General features: G+C 63.5%; 14 protein-coding genes. 8 read left to right on the forward strand and 6 right to left on the reverse strand.

All coding sequences use genetic code 11. The features are described from left to right. Positions 1-203 precede the first annotated feature (203 nt). The 6 genes from AADW18_RS12075 (at position 204) to rarD (ending at position 9,460) form a co-directional block, all read left to right on the forward strand. Positions 204-2,402 (forward strand): hypothetical protein, encoded by a 2,199-nt coding sequence (locus AADW18_RS12075; RefSeq protein ID WP_337343632.1) that lies wholly within the window; start codon positions 204-206, stop codon positions 2,400-2,402. 432 nt (positions 2,403-2,834) lie between these two features. Further along, positions 2,835-3,845, forward strand: coding sequence for a lipoyl synthase (lipA, locus tag AADW18_RS12080; protein ID WP_337343633.1), 1,011 nt, complete (start codon positions 2,835-2,837; stop codon positions 3,843-3,845). A 339-nt stretch (positions 3,846-4,184) separates the two neighbouring features. After that, entirely contained in the window at positions 4,185-6,374 is a 2,190-nt protein-coding gene (locus tag AADW18_RS12085; RefSeq protein ID WP_337343634.1) for a carboxy terminal-processing peptidase, read from the forward strand. Positions 6,375-6,543: 169 nt separating this feature from the next. Then, a complete protein-coding gene (locus AADW18_RS12090; RefSeq protein ID WP_337343635.1) occupies positions 6,544-7,377 on the forward strand; it encodes a methylated-DNA--[protein]-cysteine S-methyltransferase in 834 nt (277 codons plus the stop codon). A 260-nt stretch (positions 7,378-7,637) separates the two neighbouring features. Then, positions 7,638-8,543 carry a drug/metabolite exporter YedA gene (gene yedA / locus AADW18_RS12095; protein ID WP_337343636.1) on the forward strand — a complete coding sequence of 302 codons (906 nt, stop codon included), beginning with the start codon at positions 7,638-7,640 and terminating at the stop codon, positions 8,541-8,543. After that, positions 8,543-9,460 (forward strand): EamA family transporter RarD, encoded by a 918-nt coding sequence (gene rarD / locus AADW18_RS12100; protein ID WP_337343637.1) that lies wholly within the window; start codon positions 8,543-8,545, stop codon positions 9,458-9,460. Before yedA ends, rarD begins: the two co-directional genes overlap by 1 nt. Positions 9,461-9,791: 331 nt before the next feature. Here the strand turns inward: rarD and AADW18_RS12105 are convergent, their stop codons facing one another. From AADW18_RS12105 to AADW18_RS12115, 3 genes are all read right to left on the reverse strand, one after another. Further along, positions 9,792-10,388, reverse strand: a complete 597-nt coding sequence (locus AADW18_RS12105) for a hypothetical protein (RefSeq protein WP_337343638.1) — start codon at positions 10,386-10,388, stop codon at positions 9,792-9,794. 9 nt (positions 10,389-10,397) lie between these two features. After that, complete coding sequence (locus AADW18_RS12110) at positions 10,398-12,596, reverse strand: xanthine dehydrogenase family protein molybdopterin-binding subunit (protein WP_337343639.1); 2,199 nt, start codon at positions 12,594-12,596, stop codon at positions 10,398-10,400. Between the two features lie 88 nt (positions 12,597-12,684). Then, on the reverse strand, positions 12,685-13,140 hold the full coding sequence (locus AADW18_RS12115) for a (2Fe-2S)-binding protein (protein ID WP_337343640.1): 456 nt from the start codon (positions 13,138-13,140) through the stop codon (positions 12,685-12,687). A gap of 271 nt (positions 13,141-13,411) precedes the next feature. Between AADW18_RS12115 and AADW18_RS12120 the strand changes: the two genes are divergently transcribed. Together AADW18_RS12120 and AADW18_RS12125 are read left to right on the forward strand one after the other, a co-directional pair. Further along, complete coding sequence (locus AADW18_RS12120) at positions 13,412-14,374, forward strand: XdhC family protein (RefSeq protein ID WP_337343641.1); 963 nt, start codon at positions 13,412-13,414, stop codon at positions 14,372-14,374. Further along, positions 14,371-14,994 (forward strand): nucleotidyltransferase family protein, encoded by a 624-nt coding sequence (locus tag AADW18_RS12125; RefSeq protein WP_337343642.1) that lies wholly within the window; start codon positions 14,371-14,373, stop codon positions 14,992-14,994. The genes AADW18_RS12120 and AADW18_RS12125 overlap by 4 nt, the downstream gene beginning before the upstream one ends. 459 nt (positions 14,995-15,453) lie before the next feature. On the opposite strand, the gene AADW18_RS12130 is transcribed toward AADW18_RS12125, so the two are convergent. From AADW18_RS12130 to AADW18_RS12140, 3 genes are all read right to left on the reverse strand, one after another. Beyond that, entirely contained in the window at positions 15,454-16,536 is a 1,083-nt protein-coding gene (locus AADW18_RS12130; RefSeq protein ID WP_337343672.1) for an alpha/beta fold hydrolase, read from the reverse strand. A 339-nt stretch (positions 16,537-16,875) separates the two neighbouring features. Next, complete coding sequence (locus AADW18_RS12135; RefSeq protein WP_337343643.1) at positions 16,876-18,183, reverse strand: ABC transporter permease; 1,308 nt, start codon at positions 18,181-18,183, stop codon at positions 16,876-16,878. A gap of 277 nt (positions 18,184-18,460) precedes the next feature. Next, positions 18,461-19,618: an ABC transporter permease gene (locus AADW18_RS12140; RefSeq protein WP_337343644.1), complete on the reverse strand. Its 1,158-nt coding sequence runs from the start codon at positions 19,616-19,618 to the stop codon at positions 18,461-18,463. Between the last annotated feature and the right edge of the window lies 1 nt (position 19,619).

The raw sequence follows: 19,619 nt of genomic DNA on the forward strand, positions 1-19,619 counted from the left end.
GACTTTCCCGTAGGAGCGGCGTCCCGCCGCGAGCTTTTCCCTTCAGATCACGATAGAAGCGAAGAGCTCGCGCCGAGACGGCGCTCCTACGAAGGAGCGCGTCATAACAGCGACCTTTAGTCCGTAGAAGCAGCGTCCCGCCGAGCTCTACCCGTCAGATCGAAGAGATTCCCCGCTTTCATCTCTTCGGGCATGCTGTCGCCATGAACAGGACGTCATTTTTTTCGCCTAGCGCAAGACGCTGGCTGCGCCGTATCGCCTTGGCCTTGCTGCTGCTCTACGGCGTATACCTGACCCTGGGCAATCTGTTTCTCAACACCTCGCTCGGCGAGTGGACGGTGAATCGCAAGCCGGAGAAGTTCCAGATGCATTGGAGTTCCGGTCAGACCTGGTGGCCTGGGCGCATCAGCATTGCGAACGTAAAGATCCAGGGACATGCGAGCCGCGCGGACTGGCAAATGGAAGCAAGCCGCGCCAGCGGACATATCTTCCTGCTGGCGTTATTGCGCAAACAGGTGCACGTGCCCGAACTACGCGTGGACGACGTCAGCGGCAGTGTCGAACGGAAACAGGCGAGACCTGCATCGGCATCGGCATCGGCATCGTCGCGGCCGGCGGGCGAAGGTTGGATGCTGCGTTTCGATCGCATCGCCAGTGACTCGGTACGCCAAGGGCGCTTCGACGGACTCGTGCTGGAGGGAAAAGGCAGCGCGGAAGTGAGCTTTTCCCAGCAACTGCGGGGCGGGCCGATGACGCTGTTGCCATCCAAGGCGGCATTCCGCAATGCGCGATTGACCCATGACGGTACGGAGTGGCTCCGTGAGGCGGCGCTCGATGCCGAGTTCGCCATCGCCGAGCACCGGAGCGCGGATGCAGTCGGCATCGACAAGTTGTTGAAGACCGATGCGCGCCTGAAACTGGATGGCGTCACCGCTGCGCTGGACATCCAAGTCAGCCCGGATGGCAAGGTCGCGGTGACGTCGTTGCCGGGGAAGGGCGCCGCGCACACCGACCTGGCGTTTTCGCGCGGGCAACTGAAGCCTGGCAGCAAGTTGCGGTGGACCGCGCCGGTGACCGGACGCGACATCGCCGGTGGTGAACATAACGACGAACTCGACATCGCGCTTTCGGTCGACCGCGACATTACGCTGAAGGTGAAAGTGCCGCCGCAGGCCGAGGGGAAACTATCGGTGGACGCCGACCTGCACATCGCCGGCACACAGGTTCCGCTGCGCAACTTCACCACGCTGATTCCACGCGCGTCGGGCCATATCGTGGCGCGTTGGCGATTCGGTTCGCTGCGCTGGCTTGGCGATTTCTTTCCGCAGGCGCCGTGGCTGTCGCTGGATGGCGCCGGTGACGTCGATGCCGACGTGCAGGTAGCGAATGGACAACTGACGGCGGGCAGCCGCATTGGCGTGCCGGATGTGGATGCGGTGGCGGATGTAATGGGCAATCGCATTCGCGGCCGCGCGCGTGCCGATATCCGTTTGGAAGCCGGCCCGAACGGCGAATTGCTGCCGCGATTGGATGCGGTGATGCAACGCTTCGACATTGCCGCCGTGGAAACACCAGGAAAGCCCTATGTACAGGGACGCGACTTGCGGCTGCGTTTGGATGCCGGCCCGGAACTGGATCATCTGCGCCAGTCGCTGCGAGGGCAGGTGACCTTCAAGAATGCATCGGTGCCTGATCTGCGTGTCTACAACCGCTACTTGCCGCAGCCGCAGCTGCGCTTCCTTGGCGGCTCCGGACGGCTCAGCGGCGATATGGTGCTCGACGCGGCGGGTAATGTCGGACACGGCACTTTGCGTGTGATGGGGCAGCGAGCGCAGATGATGATGGCTGGCATGCGATTGCGCGGCGATGTGGATATCGATCTGAAGTTGCGGCGCGCGGATCTGAAACGCCGCCGTTTCGTTGTCGACGGCAGTACGGTGCAGCTGAAGAACATCGGCTTCCAGGAGCCCAGTGGCGAGGCCCGCAGCGGTTGGTGGGCCCGGATCGTATTGGACCGCGCTCAGTTGGATATCGATCGTCCGCTCAACGCAGGCGGCTTTGCCAGCGTCACGATGAAGGATGTTGGTTTCCTGTTGTCGCTGTTCTCGCGGCAGCGCGAATATCCGGCCTGGATATACCGCTTGATCGACGCGGGGTCGGCGCAGATGAGGGGCCGGGTGCAGTGGCGTGCCGATGCGCTGATCCTGGACAGCATGGAGGCGCGGAACCAGCGTTTCGACCTGCATGCCCGGCTGCGGTTGCAGGGCGCGCGCAGGAATGGCCAGCTCTACGCCAAGTGGCGGGCGCTGAGCCTGGGCCTGGAGTTGAACGACGACCGCCGACGTTTCCATCTGATCGGCGCCAAAGCGTGGTACGACGCCCAGCCGGCGCTGCTCAAATAGCGCACTTTCGCGAGTCCCCGGGAGGCGGATGCCCTATTCAGTTTGGAAGGCCGCACCCGGTTGGGGCGATGTTTTCCAGGAATCCGGAATTGGTCTGGTATCGGTAACATCTAAGTAGGACAAGGCTTGCGACCCGGTTCACAGATATGGCTCCGCGGGACCTTCTACTGAACCGCCCAGTTCTGTTTTGCAGTGCAGCGTGCAAGATCGCCAAGAGCTACTTCACGATGGTCCCGCATCCCGACGTGGGGGAGGGAGCAAAGCCCGCAATTGGCCTAGCCTTTGCGGGCTTTTTTTTGCCCCCACGGCCCCGCCCGGAAAAAATTTCATCGGCCCGCTGAGCGGCCTTTCCGTGGGGTGCACCGGCGGCCCTGGCTCGCCAGCCGCCTGGGCGGGCTCGGCCCCAGCGGGGCCTCGGAGTAGAATGGCCGCATGACCGATTCCACTCCTCGCCAGATCCCACTCCAAGTCGTTTCAGGCAATACGCCGGCTGCTCCACTGGAGGCCGGTGTGAAACAAATGGGTGGCGACAAGATTTCGCGTTCGCCCGTGCAGTTCGCCGATGCGCCGGTGTTGCGCAAGCCGTCCTGGATACGCGTGCGCATTCCTTCCGATGGTTCGGTGGCGCGCCTGAAAGCCAAGCTGCGTGAGAACCGCCTGGTAACCGTGTGCGAAGAAGCCAGCTGTCCGAACATCCATGAGTGCTTCAGCCATGGCACCGCTACTTTCATGATCCTGGGCGAGGTGTGCACGCGTCGTTGCTCGTTCTGCGACGTGGCCCATGGCCGCCCCAAGCCGCCCGATGCCAGTGAACCGCTGAGCCTGGCGACCACGGTCGCGGACATGGGGTTGAAGTACGTGGTGGTGACTTCCGTTGATCGCGACGATTTGCGCGACGGCGGTGCCCAGCATTTCGTCGATTGCATCGCGGCGATACGCGAGCATTCGCCCAAGACTCGCATCGAGATACTGACGCCCGATTTCCGCGGCAAGGGCCGCATGGACCGTGCGCTGGAAATCCTCGCGGTGAACCCGCCGGACGTGTTCAACCACAACATCGAAACCGTGCCGGACCTGTATCCCAACGTTCGCCCGGGCGCCGATTACCAGTGGTCGCTGACGTTGCTGCAGAAGTTCAAGCAGCAGCACCCGCAGCTGCCTACCAAGTCCGGGATCATGCTCGGCCTGGGCGAAACCATGGAGCAGGTGAAAGCCACCTTGCGCGACCTGCGCGCGCACGATGTGGACATGGTCACCATCGGCCAATACCTGCAACCCACCGCCCACCATCATCCGGTGATGCGCTATTGGACGCCGGATGAGTTCAAGGAGCTTGAGCTCTATGGCGATGAGCTGGGCTTCAGTCACGTCGCCTCCGGGCCGTTGGTGCGTTCCTCCTATCACGCCGATCGCCAGGCGGCGGAAGCTGGTGTAGCCGCGTAGGGCGGGTCTCGACCCGCCGCTCGCGGCAACAGTTCTTCCCACATTCGGGCTGCGTTCACAGCGGAATCGCGCGGTCGACTGCCCCAATCTTGGTCAACGAGCATCACGGTAGCTGCGCTGGCGGGTCGAGACCCGCCCTACGGGTGGCGATTCCCGCTTGTTTCAGCCGGCGCCGCCCACCGCCGCCCGATACGATCCCATTCACTCTTTTCTACGTTCCCGCGGCTAGGCTGGGGATGCTCTGGACAAGGTGACAGGTGTTGCAACTTTCGGCACAGTGAACCGGTCCAAGCGCTTCCGTAGCATCCACCTTCCGGCCTTGAGGGCCCGAGCTGTCGCATGAAACCAAGACTCCCCGTAGTACTCCTGGCACTGGCCCTGACCACCCCGCTGGCATTGCTGGCGCGCGGCGATGGCGAGGCTCTGCCGGCCGGTCTGCCGGCCGCTCCCAGCGCCGATCAGTCGACAACCTCCAAGCTGGTGTACGGACTGCTGTCCGACAGCCGCTATGCCTATCGTCCGCGAGCGCTGGACGACGCGCTTTCGCAGGATGTCTTCAAGCGCTACCTGGAAGCGCTGGACAACGGCAAGCAATTCTTCACCGCAGCCGACATCGCCAAGTTCGAGCCCTACAAGACGCAGATGGACGATGCCATCCGCAGCGGCGATCTGGCACCGGCCTACGACATCTTCGCGCTGTACCGCCAACGCGTCGATCAGCGCGTGGCCTACGCGCGTGCGCTGCTGAAGCAGAACTTCGACTTCAGCGGCGACCAGCGCTGGGAGTACGACCGCGAGGAAGCGCCCTGGGCGACGGACGCGCAGGAGCTGGATACCATCTGGAAGAAGTCGGTGATGAATGACTGGCTGCGGCTGAAACTGGCCGGCAAGAAGCCAGACGACATCCGCAAGACGCTCGACAAGCGCTATGCCAACCTCAAGCGCAGCGTTGGCGAACTGAAGAGCGAGGATGTCTTCCAGACGTTCCTCAATGCGTATACCTCGGCCATCGATCCACATACCGACTACTTCACGCCGAAGACCGCGGAAAACTTCAATCAGTCCATGTCGCTGTCGCTGGAAGGCATTGGCGCGGTGCTGCAACGCCAGGACGACCTGGTAGCGATCCGCGAGATCGTCCCCGGCGGTCCTGCCGACCTCAGCGGCAAGCTGAAGGTGGGCGACCGCATCGTCGCCGTGGGTCAAGGCGGCTCGGGCCCGCTGACGGATGTGATCGGCTGGCGCATCGATGATGTCGTCGCCCAGATCCGCGGCAAGAAAGATACGCAGGTGCGAATCGAATACATCCCGGCCGAAGCCGGTATCGATGGCAAGCACGCGCAGGTCACGATCACGCGCCAGAAGGTCAAGCTGGAAGAGCAGGCCGCCAAGGCGGAGACCATCACCTTGCCCGCCAGCGCCACGGAGCCGGAGCGCCGCATCGGTGTGATCAAGTTGCCGGCGTTCTACCAGGATTTCGAGGGCCGCCGCCGCAACCCCAACGACTACACCTCGGCGACCCGCGACATTGGCAAGCTGTTGGTCAAGTTCAAGGCGGACGGCGTCGACGGCGTGGTCATGGACTTGCGCAACAACGGCGGCGGATCGCTGGACGAAGCGGTGGAGTTGACCGGCTTGTTCATCGACAAGGGCCCGGTGGTGCAGGTACGCGAGTCTGGCGGCCGAGTAACGGTCAACAGCGATCGCAAACCCGGCGTCGCCTGGGACGGTCCGCTGGCAGTGCTGATCAACCGCGGTTCCGCGTCGGCTTCGGAAATCTTTGCTGGCGCCATCCAGGACTATGGTCGCGGATTGGTGATCGGCGAGACCAGCTTCGGCAAGGGCACGGTGCAGAATCTGGTCGACCTGGATCGTTGGCCGAGCAACGAAACGCCGCGCTTCGGACAGGTCAAGCTGACCATCGCGCAGTTCTTCCGAGTCGCCGGCGGCAGTACTCAGCACAAGGGCGTGGTGCCGGATATCGCGTTCCCGGTCAGCGTGGATGCTACCGAATACGGCGAGAACACCTACGACAATGCGCTGCCGTGGACCCGCATCGCCGCGGTGCCGCACACGCAGTACGGCAACTTCGCGCCGTTGGTGCCGCGCCTGCAGGCATTGCATGCCAACCGCGTATCCAAGGACAAGGAATTCCAGTGGTGGTCCGAGGACGTCGCACAGTTCCGCGCCGAAGCCGCCAAGAAATACCTGTCGTTGAACGAAGCCGAACGCCGTGCCGAGCGTGAGAAGCAGGATAAGCAGCGCATCGCCCGCCAGGCCGAGCGCAAGACGCTGGGTCTGGCATTGGATCCGCTGGCCGAGGACATGGCCGACGACGGACTAGGTGCCAACGAACGCGACATCATCAAGGATGCCGCGCGCGAGAAATTGGCGGACAAGCGTCCTGATCCGCTGTTGCGTGAATCGGCCGCCATCCTGGCCGACGCTATCGACGTGCTGGGCCAGGATCGCAAGCTGTCGGCTCAGGTATTGCCTGAGTCCACGGCCCCTGGAAGCTGGGCCGAGTAAGCGCCTACGCTGCGCCAGCGGTGGTGAAATGCCGAGAGGGTGGTGAGAACGCGAATGCGCTTCTTTCCACCCTCTCCGCGTTTCCGGGCTTGTCTTTCTTGAAGCGGGGAGTAGCAAGATCCGGATAGCGGCGATCCCTACCCAGTCCTAATCTAGGCGCATGAACATCATGGCCAAACAATACAGTCCCTTGGTGCACGATCCCCTGGAGCAGGCGCGTCAGCTGCTCGACAGCGGCGAACCCACGCTAGCCGAACTGGCGGCGCACACCGGGCTCAGCGCATCGCACCTGCAACGCCGTTTCAGCGCGCGCTATGGCATCAGCCCTGCGGAATATCTGGCGCAGAAAAAGCTGACGGCGCTGAAATCCGCATTGCGCGCCGGCAGTGATGTCACCGCGGCGCTATACGACGCCGGCTACGGATCGCCATCGCGTGTCTATGAACAGAGTTCGGCGAAGCTGGGCATGACGCCGGCCACGTACCGCGCGGGCGGTTTGGGCGTGGAGATACGCTGGTCGATGGTCGACACCGCCCTGGGCAAAGCCTTGGTCGCGGCTACGGAGCGCGGCATCTGTGCGGTGGAACTGGGCGATGACGCCGAAGTGCTGGAGCGGCGGTTGCGCCAGGAATTCCCGCGCGCGCGGATCGAGCGCGTGGATGCCGGCAGTGACGAGTTCCTTGCGCCGCGTCTGCAAGCGGTGGCCGACCGGTTGGCGGGACTGCGCGCGGAAGTGCCGCTGGATCTGATGGGCACCAGTTTCCAGAAACGCGTGTGGGATGCGCTGATGAAGATTCCCGCTGGCGAGACATTGAGCTATTCCGCACTGGCGGAGCAGCTGGGCGCACCGCGGGCGGCGCGCGCCGTCGCCAGCGCGTGCGCGCACAACCGCGTTGCGGTGGTGGTGCCTTGCCATCGCATCGTGCGCGGCGACGGTTCGCTGGGCGGATATCGCTGGGGCCTGCCGATGAAGCAGAGCCTGCTGGAGCGCGAGCGGGCTTGAATCAATCCACGATCCTGTAGGAGCGGTCTCCGGCCGCGAGCTCTTCCTGTCAGCGCGCGCTAGATGCGAAGGACGACGAAAGCTCGCTGTTCGCCATCTGGACGCGCTGCGGCGCGCTCGTGATCGTGCATGCCGAATGGCTACCGGGGCGCGACTTGAGCCAAATGCAACGCGTCGTATCAAACCTTTCGCGACGCTTTGCCGCATTATCGACATCCGGCTGGCCTAGAATAACCGCCATACCCGAGACGCCTCCCCCCATGAATTCCTCCGCACCCGCCACGGCAGTGCCCGCGCGCGGCGGCTTAGCCGTCGTTGCGGCGTTGGCGACTGTCTATATCGTCTGGGGATCCACCTACCTCGGCATCCGTTTCGCCCTGGAGGGCGGCTTCCCGCCATTCCTGATGGTGTCCGGCACCCGCTTCGTGGTGGCCGGCGCGTTGATGTTCGCTTTCCTGCGCTGGCGTGGTGTGCCGGCGCCGACCCGTGCGCAATGGAAGAACCTGGCCATCATGGGCGCGTTGCTGCTGATGCTGGGCAACGGCTTGGTGACCTTGGCCGAAGAGACCGTTTCTTCAGGCCTGGCGGCGATTGCCATCGCATCGGTGCCGTTGTGGATGGGGTTGTTCGGCATGATGCGCGGGCAGCACCCCACGCGCAGCGAATGGCTGGGCATCGCGGTGGGTTTCGCGGGAGTGGTGTGGCTCAACGCCGGCAGCACGCTGACCGCCTCTCCCAAAGGCCTGGTGCTGCTGTTGATCGCGCCGGTGGCGTGGGCGTTCGGCTCGGTGTGGTCGCGCGGCCGCGATCAACCTTCTCCTTTCATGGCGGCATCCGCGCAGATGATCTGCGGCGGCGTGTTCCTGATGATTACCGGCTTGCTCGTGGGTGAGCGTTTCGACGGCGAGTGGACTGTGAAGGGCGCTGCGGCCATCGGTTATCTCGCGGTATTCGGTTCGATTATCGCTTTCAGTTCCTACGTCTGGCTGTTGCAGAATGCGCGCCCGGTGCTGGCCAGCAGCTACGCCTACGTCAATCCGGTCATCGCCGTCGCGCTTGGCGCATGGCTGGCCAATGAAACCTTCAGCGCGCACGATCTGGGCGCGATGGCGGTGATCCTGTTGGGCGTGGTGATCATCACGCTGGCCAAGGCGAAGCGCAGCTGATGAAAGCCGCCGCGCCTATCGACCGCAAAGGTTTGATCGTCACGTCCTTGACGTTCCTGCTGTGGGGCGTGGTGCCGTTGTACTGGTACCTGCTGAAAGCCATACCATCGTTCCAGATCATCGCGCATCGGATTGTCTGGAGTGGTTTGCTGGTAGTGGGCTGGCTGGTGCTCCGGAACGGGTTCGGCTGGTGGCGGACCATTCGCGAACAGCCGCGCGCGCTGGCGACGTTGGCACTCAGCAGCGTGTTCATTGCGTTCAACTGGGGGTTGTACATCTGGGCGGTGAATGCCGGCCATGTGGTGGAAACCAGCCTGGGCTATTTCATCAATCCGCTGATCAACGTGCTGATGGGCGTGGTGCTGTTGCGCGAGCGCCTGAATACCGCGCAATGGGTCGCGGTGGCGTTCGCATTGCTGGGTGTCGGCTGGCTGACCGTGCAGTCCGGTTCGCCGCCATGGATCGCATTGGGCCTGGCGTTCTCGTTCGCCATGTATGGCTTGCTGCGCAAGATAATTTCAGTGGACGCAGTGGCGGGCTTGGGCGTGGAAAGCGTCTACTTGTTCCTGCCCGCGTTGGCTTATGTGGTGTGGGCCGAGATGGGCTACGGTGGCGGTTTTTTGCACGGTGGCGTGTGGAATGGCCTTTTGCTGATCTTCGGCGGCGTGGTCACGGCGGTACCGTTGATCGGCTTCGCCTACGGTGTGCGACGCATTCCGTTGTCGGTGGTCGGGCTGCTGCAGTACATCGCACCCAGCATCCAGTTCCTGATCGGCGTGTTCGTGTTCAAGGAAGATTTTGGCGCCGACCGTGCCATTGGATTCGCGGCGATCTGGGTAGGCCTGTTGGTGTTCGCCAGCGATGGCTTGTGGCGCTCGCGCCGTAGACCAACAGTGCCGGTGGCGGAAAGCGCGTAGAGCGGAGCTTGCTCCGCTGCTTTGATCTTTATGCATCGGTGGGAAGAGCAGCCGAGCAAGCTCGGCTCTACAAAAGCTCGCGCCGATATTCGCTCGCAATGCTCCTCGTAGAGCGGAGCTTGCTCCGCTGCTATTGATCTCTATGCACTCGGTGGGAAGAGCAGCCGAGCAAGCTCGGCTCTACAAAAGCTCGCGCCGATATTCGCTCGCGACGCTCCTCGTAGAGCGGAGCTTGCTCCGCTGCTTTTGATCTTTATGCATCGGTGGGAAGAGCAGCCGAGCAAGCTCGGCTCTACAAAAGCCGCCGATCCCAAGGGAAACCTGTTCTGCTCTACGGCGAAGCGCCGGCCTTGGCAACGTCCCGCTCCGGACACGGCGCACCTGCGTCAGACCAGGCTTTGAACGCGGCGACGAATTCGTCGTGCGGCACCGATACCGGTGCGCGGTTGCCGCCGGGCTGCCAACCCCATAGCACCAACTTGTCTTCGGAAACGTGCTTGAGCATCGCCTCCAGGTCGCGGTCGCCGTTTTGCTTCTTGTCCTTGATCATCGCGCACAGATCGGAAGCGGGTACGCCAATCCAGGCCATCTTCTGATCCGGCGGAGGCAGCGCCCAGTGCGGCGCGCCGGGTGGTGCATGCGCGCTGTAGCTGGCGGGCGGATTGGCTTCGCCATGGCAGGTTGAGCAAGGCAAGCCGGGTGCACCTTTGCCTTCGGGGCCGCGCACGACATTCATCATGTGTGGCGTCTGGCTGTCGAACTGCAGTGGTTGGTCGCCCGGGATATGGCAGTTGCTGCAGCGCGGATGCTGGAAGACCTTCTCCACCGTGGCGAAGGCACGCACCGCTTCAGCCTGCTGCTCCGGGCTGACGCGCTGCCCACAGGCGGAGAGCGCAAGGACGATCAGTGGAATTGCAGCGATTCGCATGGACATTCCTCAAGCCTCCGTCGTGGGGTTGGCCAGGCGCAGCGGCAGATCACGCAGACGCTGCCCGGTCAATGCGAACACCGCATTGGCGACGGCCGGTGCGATCGGCGGTGTGCCGGGTTCCCCCACGCCGCCCATCTTTTCGGTACTGGGCACGATATGCACTTCGACCACCGGCATCTCGTTGAGCCGTAGCACTTGATAGTCGTGGTAGTTGGATTCCTGCACACGGCCCGCCAGGAACGTCAGTTTGCTGTGCAGCGCCGCGCCCAATCCAAACGCGATACCGCTTTCCATCTGCGCCGTGACGTTGTCCGGATTGACCACCGGTCCGCAGTCGATGGCGCAGACCACGCGATGCACGCGAATGGCGTTGCTACCGTCGGCGGCGCGCTCCACGGATATTTCCGCCGCCTGCGCGACGAAGCTGCCGAAGGATTCGTGCACCGCGATGCCATGGCCACGTCCTTGGGCGGGCGGTTTGCCCCAGCCGAATTTCTCAGCCGCCAGGTTAAGGGCCGCCAAGTGCCGGGGGTGGTCCTTCAGCAAAAGACGGCGATATTCCACCGGATCCTTGCCGGCGGCGTGGGCCAGTTCGTCCACCAGGCTTTCCATCACGAAGCCGTTGTAGCTATGTCCCACCGAACGCCACCACAGCACCGGAATACCGGTCCGCGGCGAATGCAGATCGACACGATGCGCCGGCGTGCCGGTAACGTAGGGCGAATCGGCGACGCCTTCGACCGAGGTGGCGTCAATGCCATTCTTCAACATCGCTGCCTCGAACGGCGTGCCGGTGATGATCGACTGGCCCACCATCACCTGTTGCCAGGCCACCGGCACGCCGTTGCCATCCAGACCGACCCTCGCGCGCTGCACGTAGGCGGGACGATAGAAGCCGCCGCGAACGTCGTCCTCGCGCGACCAGACCGTCTTGACCGGCGCGTTCGCGGCCTTTGCAACGTGCACGGCCTCGCGAACGGAATCCGCCGCCGGCGTCGCGCGCCGGCCGAAAGCGCCGCCCAGGAACGTGGTGTGGATACGCACCTGTTCCGGCTTCAATCCCGTAATGCCCACCGCGACCTGCTGATCGACAGTCTGAAATTGCGTGCCCGTCCAGATATCGCAGCCATCCGCCGTAATCTTTACCGTGCAGTTCAGCGGTTCCATCGGTGCGTGCGCCAAGTACGGCACGCTGTATTCGGTTTCCACCACTTTGGCTGCCTTTTCCATCGCGGCAGCGGCATCGCCGGTCTGTGCGGCCACGGCGCCAGGCGTGCGCGCCAATGCGGCGAATTGCTTATGCAACTCGGCGGTATCCAGCCCGGCGTTGGGGCCCAGATCCCACTCTACTTTCAATGCATCGCGGCCGAGCTTGGCGGCCCAATAATGATCGGCGACCACTGCGACTCCGCTGGGTACCTGCACCACCTGGCGCACACCGGGAATAGCTTTGGCTGCACTGTCGTCGAACGAAGCGACTTTGCCGCCGAATACAGGTGGCCGCGCCACCACCGCGGTGAGCAGGCCTTCGAACTGAACGTCCATGCCGAACTGCGCGCGCCCGGTGATTTTCTCGGGCGTATCCAGGCGCTTCGTACTTTTGCCGATGAGTTTCCAGTCTTTCGGATCCTTCAGCGTCAGCGACTTGGGATCCGGCGGCGTCAGCTTGCCGGCCGCATCAGCCAGTTCGCCATAACGCAGGCGCTGATTGCCGGAGATTACTTCACCTTTTTCGGTGCGAAGTTCCGCCACGGGTACCTTCAAGCGATCAGCCGCTGCCTGCATCAGCAGGGCGCGTGCCGTGGCGCCGGCCTGGCGGTAACGATCGAACTCGGACCAGGTCGTGCTGGAGCCGCCGGTCATCTGCATGCCGTATACCGCGTGAGCATAGGCGGATGATGCGCCGCCGTGTTCCACTTTGATCTTGCTCCAGTCGGCATCCAGTTCTTCGGCGATCAACATCGGCAGTGTGGTCCAGATACCCTGGCCCATTTCCGAGTGCGCCAGCAATACCGTCACGCTGTCGTCGCTGGCGATGCGAAGGAATGCATTGGGCGCGAATGGGGCGACCGCGGCAGCGGCTGGCGTCTGTGCGTTGGCGAAGCGCCGCGCGCCTGGCACCACGAAGGCGACTACCAGGCCGCCGCCCATGACGGCACCGGCTTTCAAAAAATTACGTCGGGAGTTGTTGGTCACAGCGTTCACGAGAATCTCCGGCAATGGCGTTACGAACGTCGTGAAGAACCTGCTGTTCGATGACAGGGTGAAGCGGAGGCTGACGGCCTTCGAGACGTCAACCTTTGGCCAGCGTGGCGGCGCGATGCACTGCCGCGCGGATGCGCGGATAGGTACCGCAACGGCAGATGTTGCCGGACATCGCTTGGTCGATATCGGTGTCGGTGGGCGTGGGCACCTTGGCCAGCAGCGCGACGGCAGACATGATTTGCCCGGACTGGCAGTAGCCGCATTGCACCACGTCCAATTCGGACCAGGCTTGTTGTACGGGATGGGTACCGTCGGCGGACAAACCTTCAATCGTGGTGATGTTTTTGCCGGCGACCGCGGATACCGGCGTGACACAAGCGCGTAACGGTGCGCCATCGATATTCACGGTACAGGCGCCGCATTGAGCGATGCCACAACCGAACTTGGTGCCGGTCAGTCCCATCAGGTCCCGCAGGACCCACAACAGAGGCATATCGGGCGGAGCGTCTACTTCGTGATCGGCACCGTTGACTTGCAGCTTCATAGGAATCCCCTGGCGGCGGCTTGGGTATGCGGCACTCGGAGCATCGAGTGCCCTCTTTTTTCCCTCCCCGCCTCGCGGGGGAGGCAAGGGTGGGGGATTGATTCGGCTGTTCTGAATCAATAGGGCCAGCAGACATTACTCCCTGCTGCCGAATGACGATTGCCTGATCCTGCTGGATTTTTGCCCGATCGCGAGAGAAGGCTATAGCGGCTGCCAGTCCGAGCAGTTTCGCGGTTGCCAATCCACCCTGGCCTGAGCCATCGTGGCAAGCATGTCCAGCACTGCCCACATCCTTGAACAATCCGCCTACGCCGCGACCACACAGTCGGCAGTACTCGCGCTGGTGGTCGATACCGAAGGCTCCACCTACGTGCGCGCCGGCGGCATGGCACTGTTCGGTGAGGCGCAACAACAGTGGGGTTGGTTGAGTGGCGGCTGCCTGGAACCTGAGATCGCCGAACGCGCCGCCGCGGCCGACCGCGATGCGCAACTGGCGTGGATGGACATCGACACCCGCGACGATGAAGACCTGCTTTCCGGCTCGGCTTTGGGATGCCGCGGCCGTCTGCATATCGCGTTGATACCGCTGCGGCTGTTGCCCGGTTGGTCGGCGCTGGTGCAGGCGTGGCGCCAACGCCTGGGTGCGCTGGTGTTGCAGCTGCAAGCTGATGGAACGCTGACTGCCAGCGTTGGCGAACATGGCGAACACTGGCGACTCACAGCGGCTCTGCCACCCTGGCCAGTGACGGCAACGATGCAGGTGTCGATCGCGCCGCCGCCGGCCGTGGTCGTGTTCGGCGGTGGACCGGAGACACCGGCGTTGTTGCCGCTGCTGCGCCAGTTGGGTTGGATAACCCATCTGGTCGAACGGCGTTCGCGCTGGTTGCCGATGCGAGAAATGGCGGACGACACCACTGAAGCGACACCTTCATCGGCAGCGAAGACGGTGGCCGATGGACGGTTCGATGCCGCGCTCGTCATGCATCATCATTTCGAACTGGATCGGGAGGCACTGGAGATGTTGGCCGATACCGCGATTCCCTTCGTCGGCCTGCTCGGCCCGAACCGTCGCCGCGAAGATCTATTCCGCCTGTTGCCGCCGTCCGCGCACACGCAACTGCTGCCACGGTTGCGTTCGCCGGTCGGATTGGACCTGGGCGGCTATGGACCGGAAGCGATTGCGTTGAGCATCGCTGCGCAGCTGCAAGCTTGGCGCAACGGACGCGAAGGATGAAGCCGCATGCCGTCATCGTGCTGGCGGCGGGTGGTAGTCGCCGGCTGGGCCGGCCCAAGCAGTTGCTTCGACGCGATGGCGAAACCTTGGTCCACCGCATGACCCGTCTTGCATTGGATACCGCACCCGATCGTCTGCTGGTGGTATGCGGCGGCTACGCCGAAGAAGTAGGCACCGCGATGCAGGACTTGCCGGTCGAGCTGCTGATCAACACGCACTGGCAAGATGGGCTGGGCGGCAGCCTGCGCGTGGCTGCCTCCGCGTTGGCGCGTCACCTGGGACCGACGTTGATTTTGTCCTGCGATCAGCCTGCGTTGACCACCAAGCATCTTCAGAAACTAGTGGATCTCGCACAGGACACACCTTCCGGTTGCGCGGCTACGGCGCATGGCGAACGGATTGGAATTCCTGTGGTGGTGTCGGCATCGGTGCTGCGAACCGCCCACAGCTTGCGTGGCGACCACGGCCTGGGCGAAGTACTCAACGCATTTCCGCGCGATGGGTTGGCGATGATGACGGCGCCGGAATTGCAGGATGATCTGGATACCGAGGACGATGTCGCGGCTGCCGTCGCGAAGGGGTGGCTGGACCCTGTCGCAGCAGACGGGAATACCGCATAGCGGAGTATGGTCCCGTTCGCCGGTCGTAGAGCCGAGCTTGCTCGGCTGCTCTTCGGTCCGCGTTGCAGGTGAGCGATGTATGGCGAAAGGCAGCGGAGCAAGCTCCGCTCTACGAAGAGCGATCGCATCCTTACAAGAGGGTCAGTGCTCTTGTAGAGCCGAGCTTGCTCGGCTGCTCTCCGGTCCGCGTTGCAGGTGCGCGATGTACGGCGAAAGGCAGCGGAGCAAGCTCCGCTCTACGAAGAGCGGTCGCATCCTTACAAGAGGATCAGTGCTCTTGTAGAGCCGAGCTTGCTCGGCTGCTCTCCGGTCCGGAGCGAAGAATCCGAGGCAGCGGAGCAAGCTCCGCTCTACGTCGAACTAATTGCATCCAATAGAAAAAGGCGGCGCGCTGGTTGTAGAGCCGAGCTTGCTCGGCTGCTCTTCGATCCGGAGCGAAAAAAAAACAGAGCAGCGGAGCTAACCCGGCAGCAACGGCTGTGGACAATCCTTGCTCGCCGTAGGCGTGCGATCAAACCAGTCGACTACCGTGGGTGCCAATCGATCCAACCGCATCGGCAAACTCAAATGATCTTCACCGGTGATTTCCAGATAGCGCGCGCGTGGAGCCGCTGCTGCCAGAAGACGGCCATGCGCGACTGGAATGTGCTGGTCGTCGCTGCCGTGGATCAGGAGCACGCACGCGGGCGCCTGCGCCAGTGCGGCGCCTACATCGATGCGATCCAGGTCCAGCCCGAGCTTGCGGTCGGCATCGGCGATGGCCGTGTCCAACGACTTGCCGTCATAGCGCCAGCGCGCCAGCGGCAGGGCCAGCCAATCGCTCCAGCGCTCCGGTGGCCGCGACAGCATGTGCGGGACCATGTCGCGAATCGCGCTGCCTGCGTTGTCGAATGATTCCATCGCCACCACGCCGCCGGCCTGCACACCAAGATCGCGAGCCGTGAAGATTGCGGTCGCCGCGCCGTAGGACACACCCATGACATGCAAGGGGCCGGCGATTTCGCCGCGCGCGCGTAGCTCACGCAACACCGCGACCACATCCTCGCCTTCGCGGGTGCCGTAGCCGGATGGCGCCGGTCCGGAACGTCCGTGGTTGCGCAAGTCGATGCCGATGGTGCGGTAGCCGGCTTGCGCCAGTTCCAACGCCCATGGCAGCAGCGAACCGCTATCCATCATCCAGCCGTGCAGCAGCACCACGGTGCCGCGCGGCGCGACGACCGGCATCGGCCGCGGCGCGGCGACATCGAGATCGAAATCCATGCGGTTGTCGGCTGTCCCGCCATCGTAGCGGTAGCGCATTCCATAATCGCCCGGATCGAACGCGCGCCAGTACAGACGCACGCCGGCAGCGGTGGTGACGAAGCCATCGTGATGCGGCAGCCGAGCCACCAAAGCGTCGATGCGCTCGCGCGGAAGCAACGGCGACACACCGCCGGGCGCGGCCAGGCGATCGCTCAGCGACAGGGCAGGCAGTTGCGTGGAGGTAAACGTAAAGCCGGCCAGCGACAAGCAGACGCAGACCAGCGCGAGCAAGCGCAGCATGGCGGGCAACAAGGGGAGCAAACGGTCGCGCACCATAGCGGTAGCCCGGCAAACGCCGCTACCTCAAAACGATGACAAATACATGACAGTTCAGCCGGGATTTTCCCGAGCAGCGACCAGAATCAATATTCATCGTCGTCCCGGCGCAGGCCGGGACCTAGAGCCTTGCACTCCAGATGGCGAAAGTCGCTGGGCCCTGGCCTGCGCCGGGGTGACGGCATCAGGGTTTGCAGGATGGGTTGAGCGCAGCGGCTGAACCAGCCTTCGGCTGTTGAGCCGTCTTCCAGCAGCGAAGCCGGCCCACCCATCAAATCGATGGGTGGACCTATCCTGCGCGCCTCAGATCGCGCGCAAGGCCTGGGTGATGGGCAACCGGGCCGCCCGCAAGGCGGGGAACAAGCCGCCGACCAGGCCGATACCCAGCGCCCACTTCAAGCCGTTCCACAATAGCTCCGGTGAGACCTTGAACTGGAATACCACCTGGCTGAAGTTGTTGCCCAGGGTCGACACGCTGTAGCCGTTGAAGATGGCCCACGCGATCAATCCGCCCAGCAGTCCGCCGAGCAACGCAAGCAGCATGGTTTCCAGCATCACCGCCGTCACTACCGGCAAGCCGCGGAAACCGATCGCACGCATGGTGGCGATCTCGCGCGCTCTTCCGGATACCGCCGCGTACATCGTGTTGAGTGCGCCAAACACCGCGCCGACCGCCATGATCGACCCAATGATGATGCCCAGCCACTTGATGATCGTCGCCAGTTGGCCCGACTGCTTGCTGTAGTAGGCCAGCGTGGTATCCACGTCCAGTTTCAGGCGGGGGTCGCCTTCCACTGCGGCCTTGAACTGCTGGAAGCCCGCGGTGCCTTCCGTGCGCACCGTTATCGATTGAAAGGCGCCGCGCCGGTAGGTGGTCGCCAGCGTTTCAGCGTCACCCCACAGTTCGGAATCGTGCGCATCGCCGGAGGCGAACTTGCCGACCACCGTCCATTCCTGGTTGCCGAGATTCAGCTTCTTGCCTACCTCCAATCCGCGGAACTGCGATTGCGCGCCCTGGCCGACCACGATTTCGCGCAGGCCGGCGGCGAACTTGCGGCCTTCCACGATCTTCAGCTTCTCGCGCACCAGCCAGGCTTCTTCGCCGACGCCGCGGAACTGCGCATTCACGTCGGTACCGTCGGCCTTGCTGGGCAGATTCACCACCTGCGACAGCTCGGCGGATATCAGCGGCTTGCCGTTCGGTCCTTTCGCCACGCCGGGCAGGTTGGCCAGCAGCGGCACCTGTTCGCGGGTGATGACCGAATTGGTTTCCGCCTGGGAACCGCCGCGCAGGACGATCGCCGTTTTCTCGTCGCCGGTGCTGTTGAGGGTGGCCTTGAAGCCTTCGCCCATCGCCAGCATCGCCACCAGCACGCCAACCACGCCGGCGATGCCCACCACGATGACCGAGGACGCACCCCAGCGTTGCGGCAGACTGCTGATGCCGATGCGTGCGGCCGCCAGCGCCAGCCGCCCGCTGCGGGTGAGCGCCAGCCACAGCACCAGCAGAACGGCGACACCGGCGATCACGTACCAAGGGGCGAGTATCCAGGCGACCAGGCCGACGATCAGCAGGACGACGGAGATAATGTTGGTAATCCAGTTAGGCATGTCGTTCTCCTAGGAGCTGTTGACGGTTCCCGAGTAGGCCGCGCCGCCTCTGCGCGCGTTCGGGGCAAGGAAGAGTAAGGAAGTGGACCTCCGTCCACGCCCGCGCGATGACGCAGCCCCGGGGCGCGCGCAGAGGCGGCCCTTCGGGTTGGGCCTGGCGAGCCGTCAGCGGGCGCCGCGCGGCTTGACCTGACCGCCAGTCAAGCGCTGCGCCACGCAACGCGCGCTGACGGCTCGCCAGGCCCAACGCGACCTGCTCGGGAATCATCAACAGCCCCTAGCGTCCGGCCAGTGCGTCGACGATCTTCAGGCGCTGCGCGCGCAAGGCGGGCAGCAGTCCCACCACGACGCCGATCACGATCATCAGGCCCAGTCCAATCAACCAGGTCTGCGCCGGTACGGTGGGTAGCGCGATCGCGCCCTGGCTGACCGCGGTCAGGCCCGGCATGATCAATGCCGCCAGGCCCATGCCGATCAGTCCGCCCAGCACCACCAGCAGCACCGATTCCACCATCACCAGGATCAGTACGGTGCTGTCCTTGAAACCGAGTGTTTTCAGCACGGCGAGCTCCGGTATGCGCTCGCGCACGGCCTGCGCCATGGTGTTACCCGTCAGCAGCAGCAGCGTGAAGAAAACCGCGCCCATGATGGCGGTGACGATCAGGCCGATGTCGGCGAACTGCTTGGCGAAGGCTTGCTGGAATGCCGATTCGGTCTGGCTCTTGGTTTCATGGTCCGAGTTGGCCGACAGTGCGTCGATCGCTCGCGCCACCTGTGAAGCCTGCGCGGGATTGGCAAGCTGCACGGTGTACCAGCTGACCTGGCTCTTGATGTAGTCGTTGGATTCGTCGAAGTACTTCCAGTTCATCATCAACTGGTTCTCCGCGCCCACGTCCTTGCGATCCTTCACGCGGAAGATCGCCTTCAATTCCAACGGCCAATCGTTGCTGCCACCACGCGGGAAAATGGTGGCCTGCAGCGGAATGATGTCGCCGATTTTCCAGTTGTGCTTCTTCGCCAGCGTTTCGCCGACGATGGCGCCGTTGCGGGTTTCCTGGAACGCCTTCAGTTGAGCCGGTGGCACTTCGTACTCGCCATAGACATCGAAGAAGTTCGGTGCCACGGAGAAATTCGCAAAGAATTCCTTAGGGTCGCGGTAGATGCCACCGAACCACATGGCGTACGTCACCTTCTTTACGCCCGGCACCGATTCGATCTGCGGCGCCAGGTTGACCGGCAGCGACTGGGTGATGGAAAGACGCGAAGCGACGACCAGGCGGTTGGCGCCGTCGACGCTGCCGCCAGAGTTGAATGCCACGCGTACGGAATCCAGCAAGCCGAACAACAAGAACGCCGCCACCACCGACAACAAGGTCAGCAGGGTGCGTGTCTTGCTGCGGAACAGCTGGGCCCAGATCAGGGAAAAATATTTCATG

The organism is Pseudoxanthomonas sp. CCNWLY206-1 (assembly GCF_039710385.1).
GTDB lineage: Bacteria > Pseudomonadota > Gammaproteobacteria > Xanthomonadales > Xanthomonadaceae > Pseudoxanthomonas_A.

Excerpts from the sequence above, each read along its gene's own strand:
- AADW18_RS12075 (WP_337343632.1), top strand. The coding sequence starts at position 204 with ATGAACAGGACGTCATTTTTTTCGCCTAGCGCAAGACGCTGGCTGCGC.
- lipA (WP_337343633.1), top strand. The coding sequence starts at position 2,835 with ATGACCGATTCCACTCCTCGCCAGATCCCACTCCAAGTCGTTTCAGGC.
- AADW18_RS12085 (WP_337343634.1), top strand. The coding sequence starts at position 4,185 with ATGAAACCAAGACTCCCCGTAGTACTCCTGGCACTGGCCCTGACCACC.
- AADW18_RS12090 (WP_337343635.1), top strand. The coding sequence starts at position 6,544 with ATGGCCAAACAATACAGTCCCTTGGTGCACGATCCCCTGGAGCAGGCG.
- yedA (WP_337343636.1), top strand. The coding sequence starts at position 7,638 with ATGAATTCCTCCGCACCCGCCACGGCAGTGCCCGCGCGCGGCGGCTTA.
- rarD (WP_337343637.1), top strand. The coding sequence starts at position 8,543 with ATGAAAGCCGCCGCGCCTATCGACCGCAAAGGTTTGATCGTCACGTCC.
- AADW18_RS12105 (WP_337343638.1), bottom strand. The coding sequence starts at position 10,388 with ATGCGAATCGCTGCAATTCCACTGATCGTCCTTGCGCTCTCCGCCTGT.
- AADW18_RS12115 (WP_337343640.1), bottom strand. The coding sequence starts at position 13,140 with ATGAAGCTGCAAGTCAACGGTGCCGATCACGAAGTAGACGCTCCGCCC.
- AADW18_RS12120 (WP_337343641.1), top strand. The coding sequence starts at position 13,412 with ATGTCCAGCACTGCCCACATCCTTGAACAATCCGCCTACGCCGCGACC.
- AADW18_RS12125 (WP_337343642.1), top strand. The coding sequence starts at position 14,371 with ATGAAGCCGCATGCCGTCATCGTGCTGGCGGCGGGTGGTAGTCGCCGG.
- AADW18_RS12130 (WP_337343672.1), bottom strand. The coding sequence starts at position 16,536 with ATGCTGCGCTTGCTCGCGCTGGTCTGCGTCTGCTTGTCGCTGGCCGGC.
- AADW18_RS12135 (WP_337343643.1), bottom strand. The coding sequence starts at position 18,183 with ATGCCTAACTGGATTACCAACATTATCTCCGTCGTCCTGCTGATCGTC.
- AADW18_RS12140 (WP_337343644.1), bottom strand. The coding sequence starts at position 19,618 with ATGAAATATTTTTCCCTGATCTGGGCCCAGCTGTTCCGCAGCAAGACA.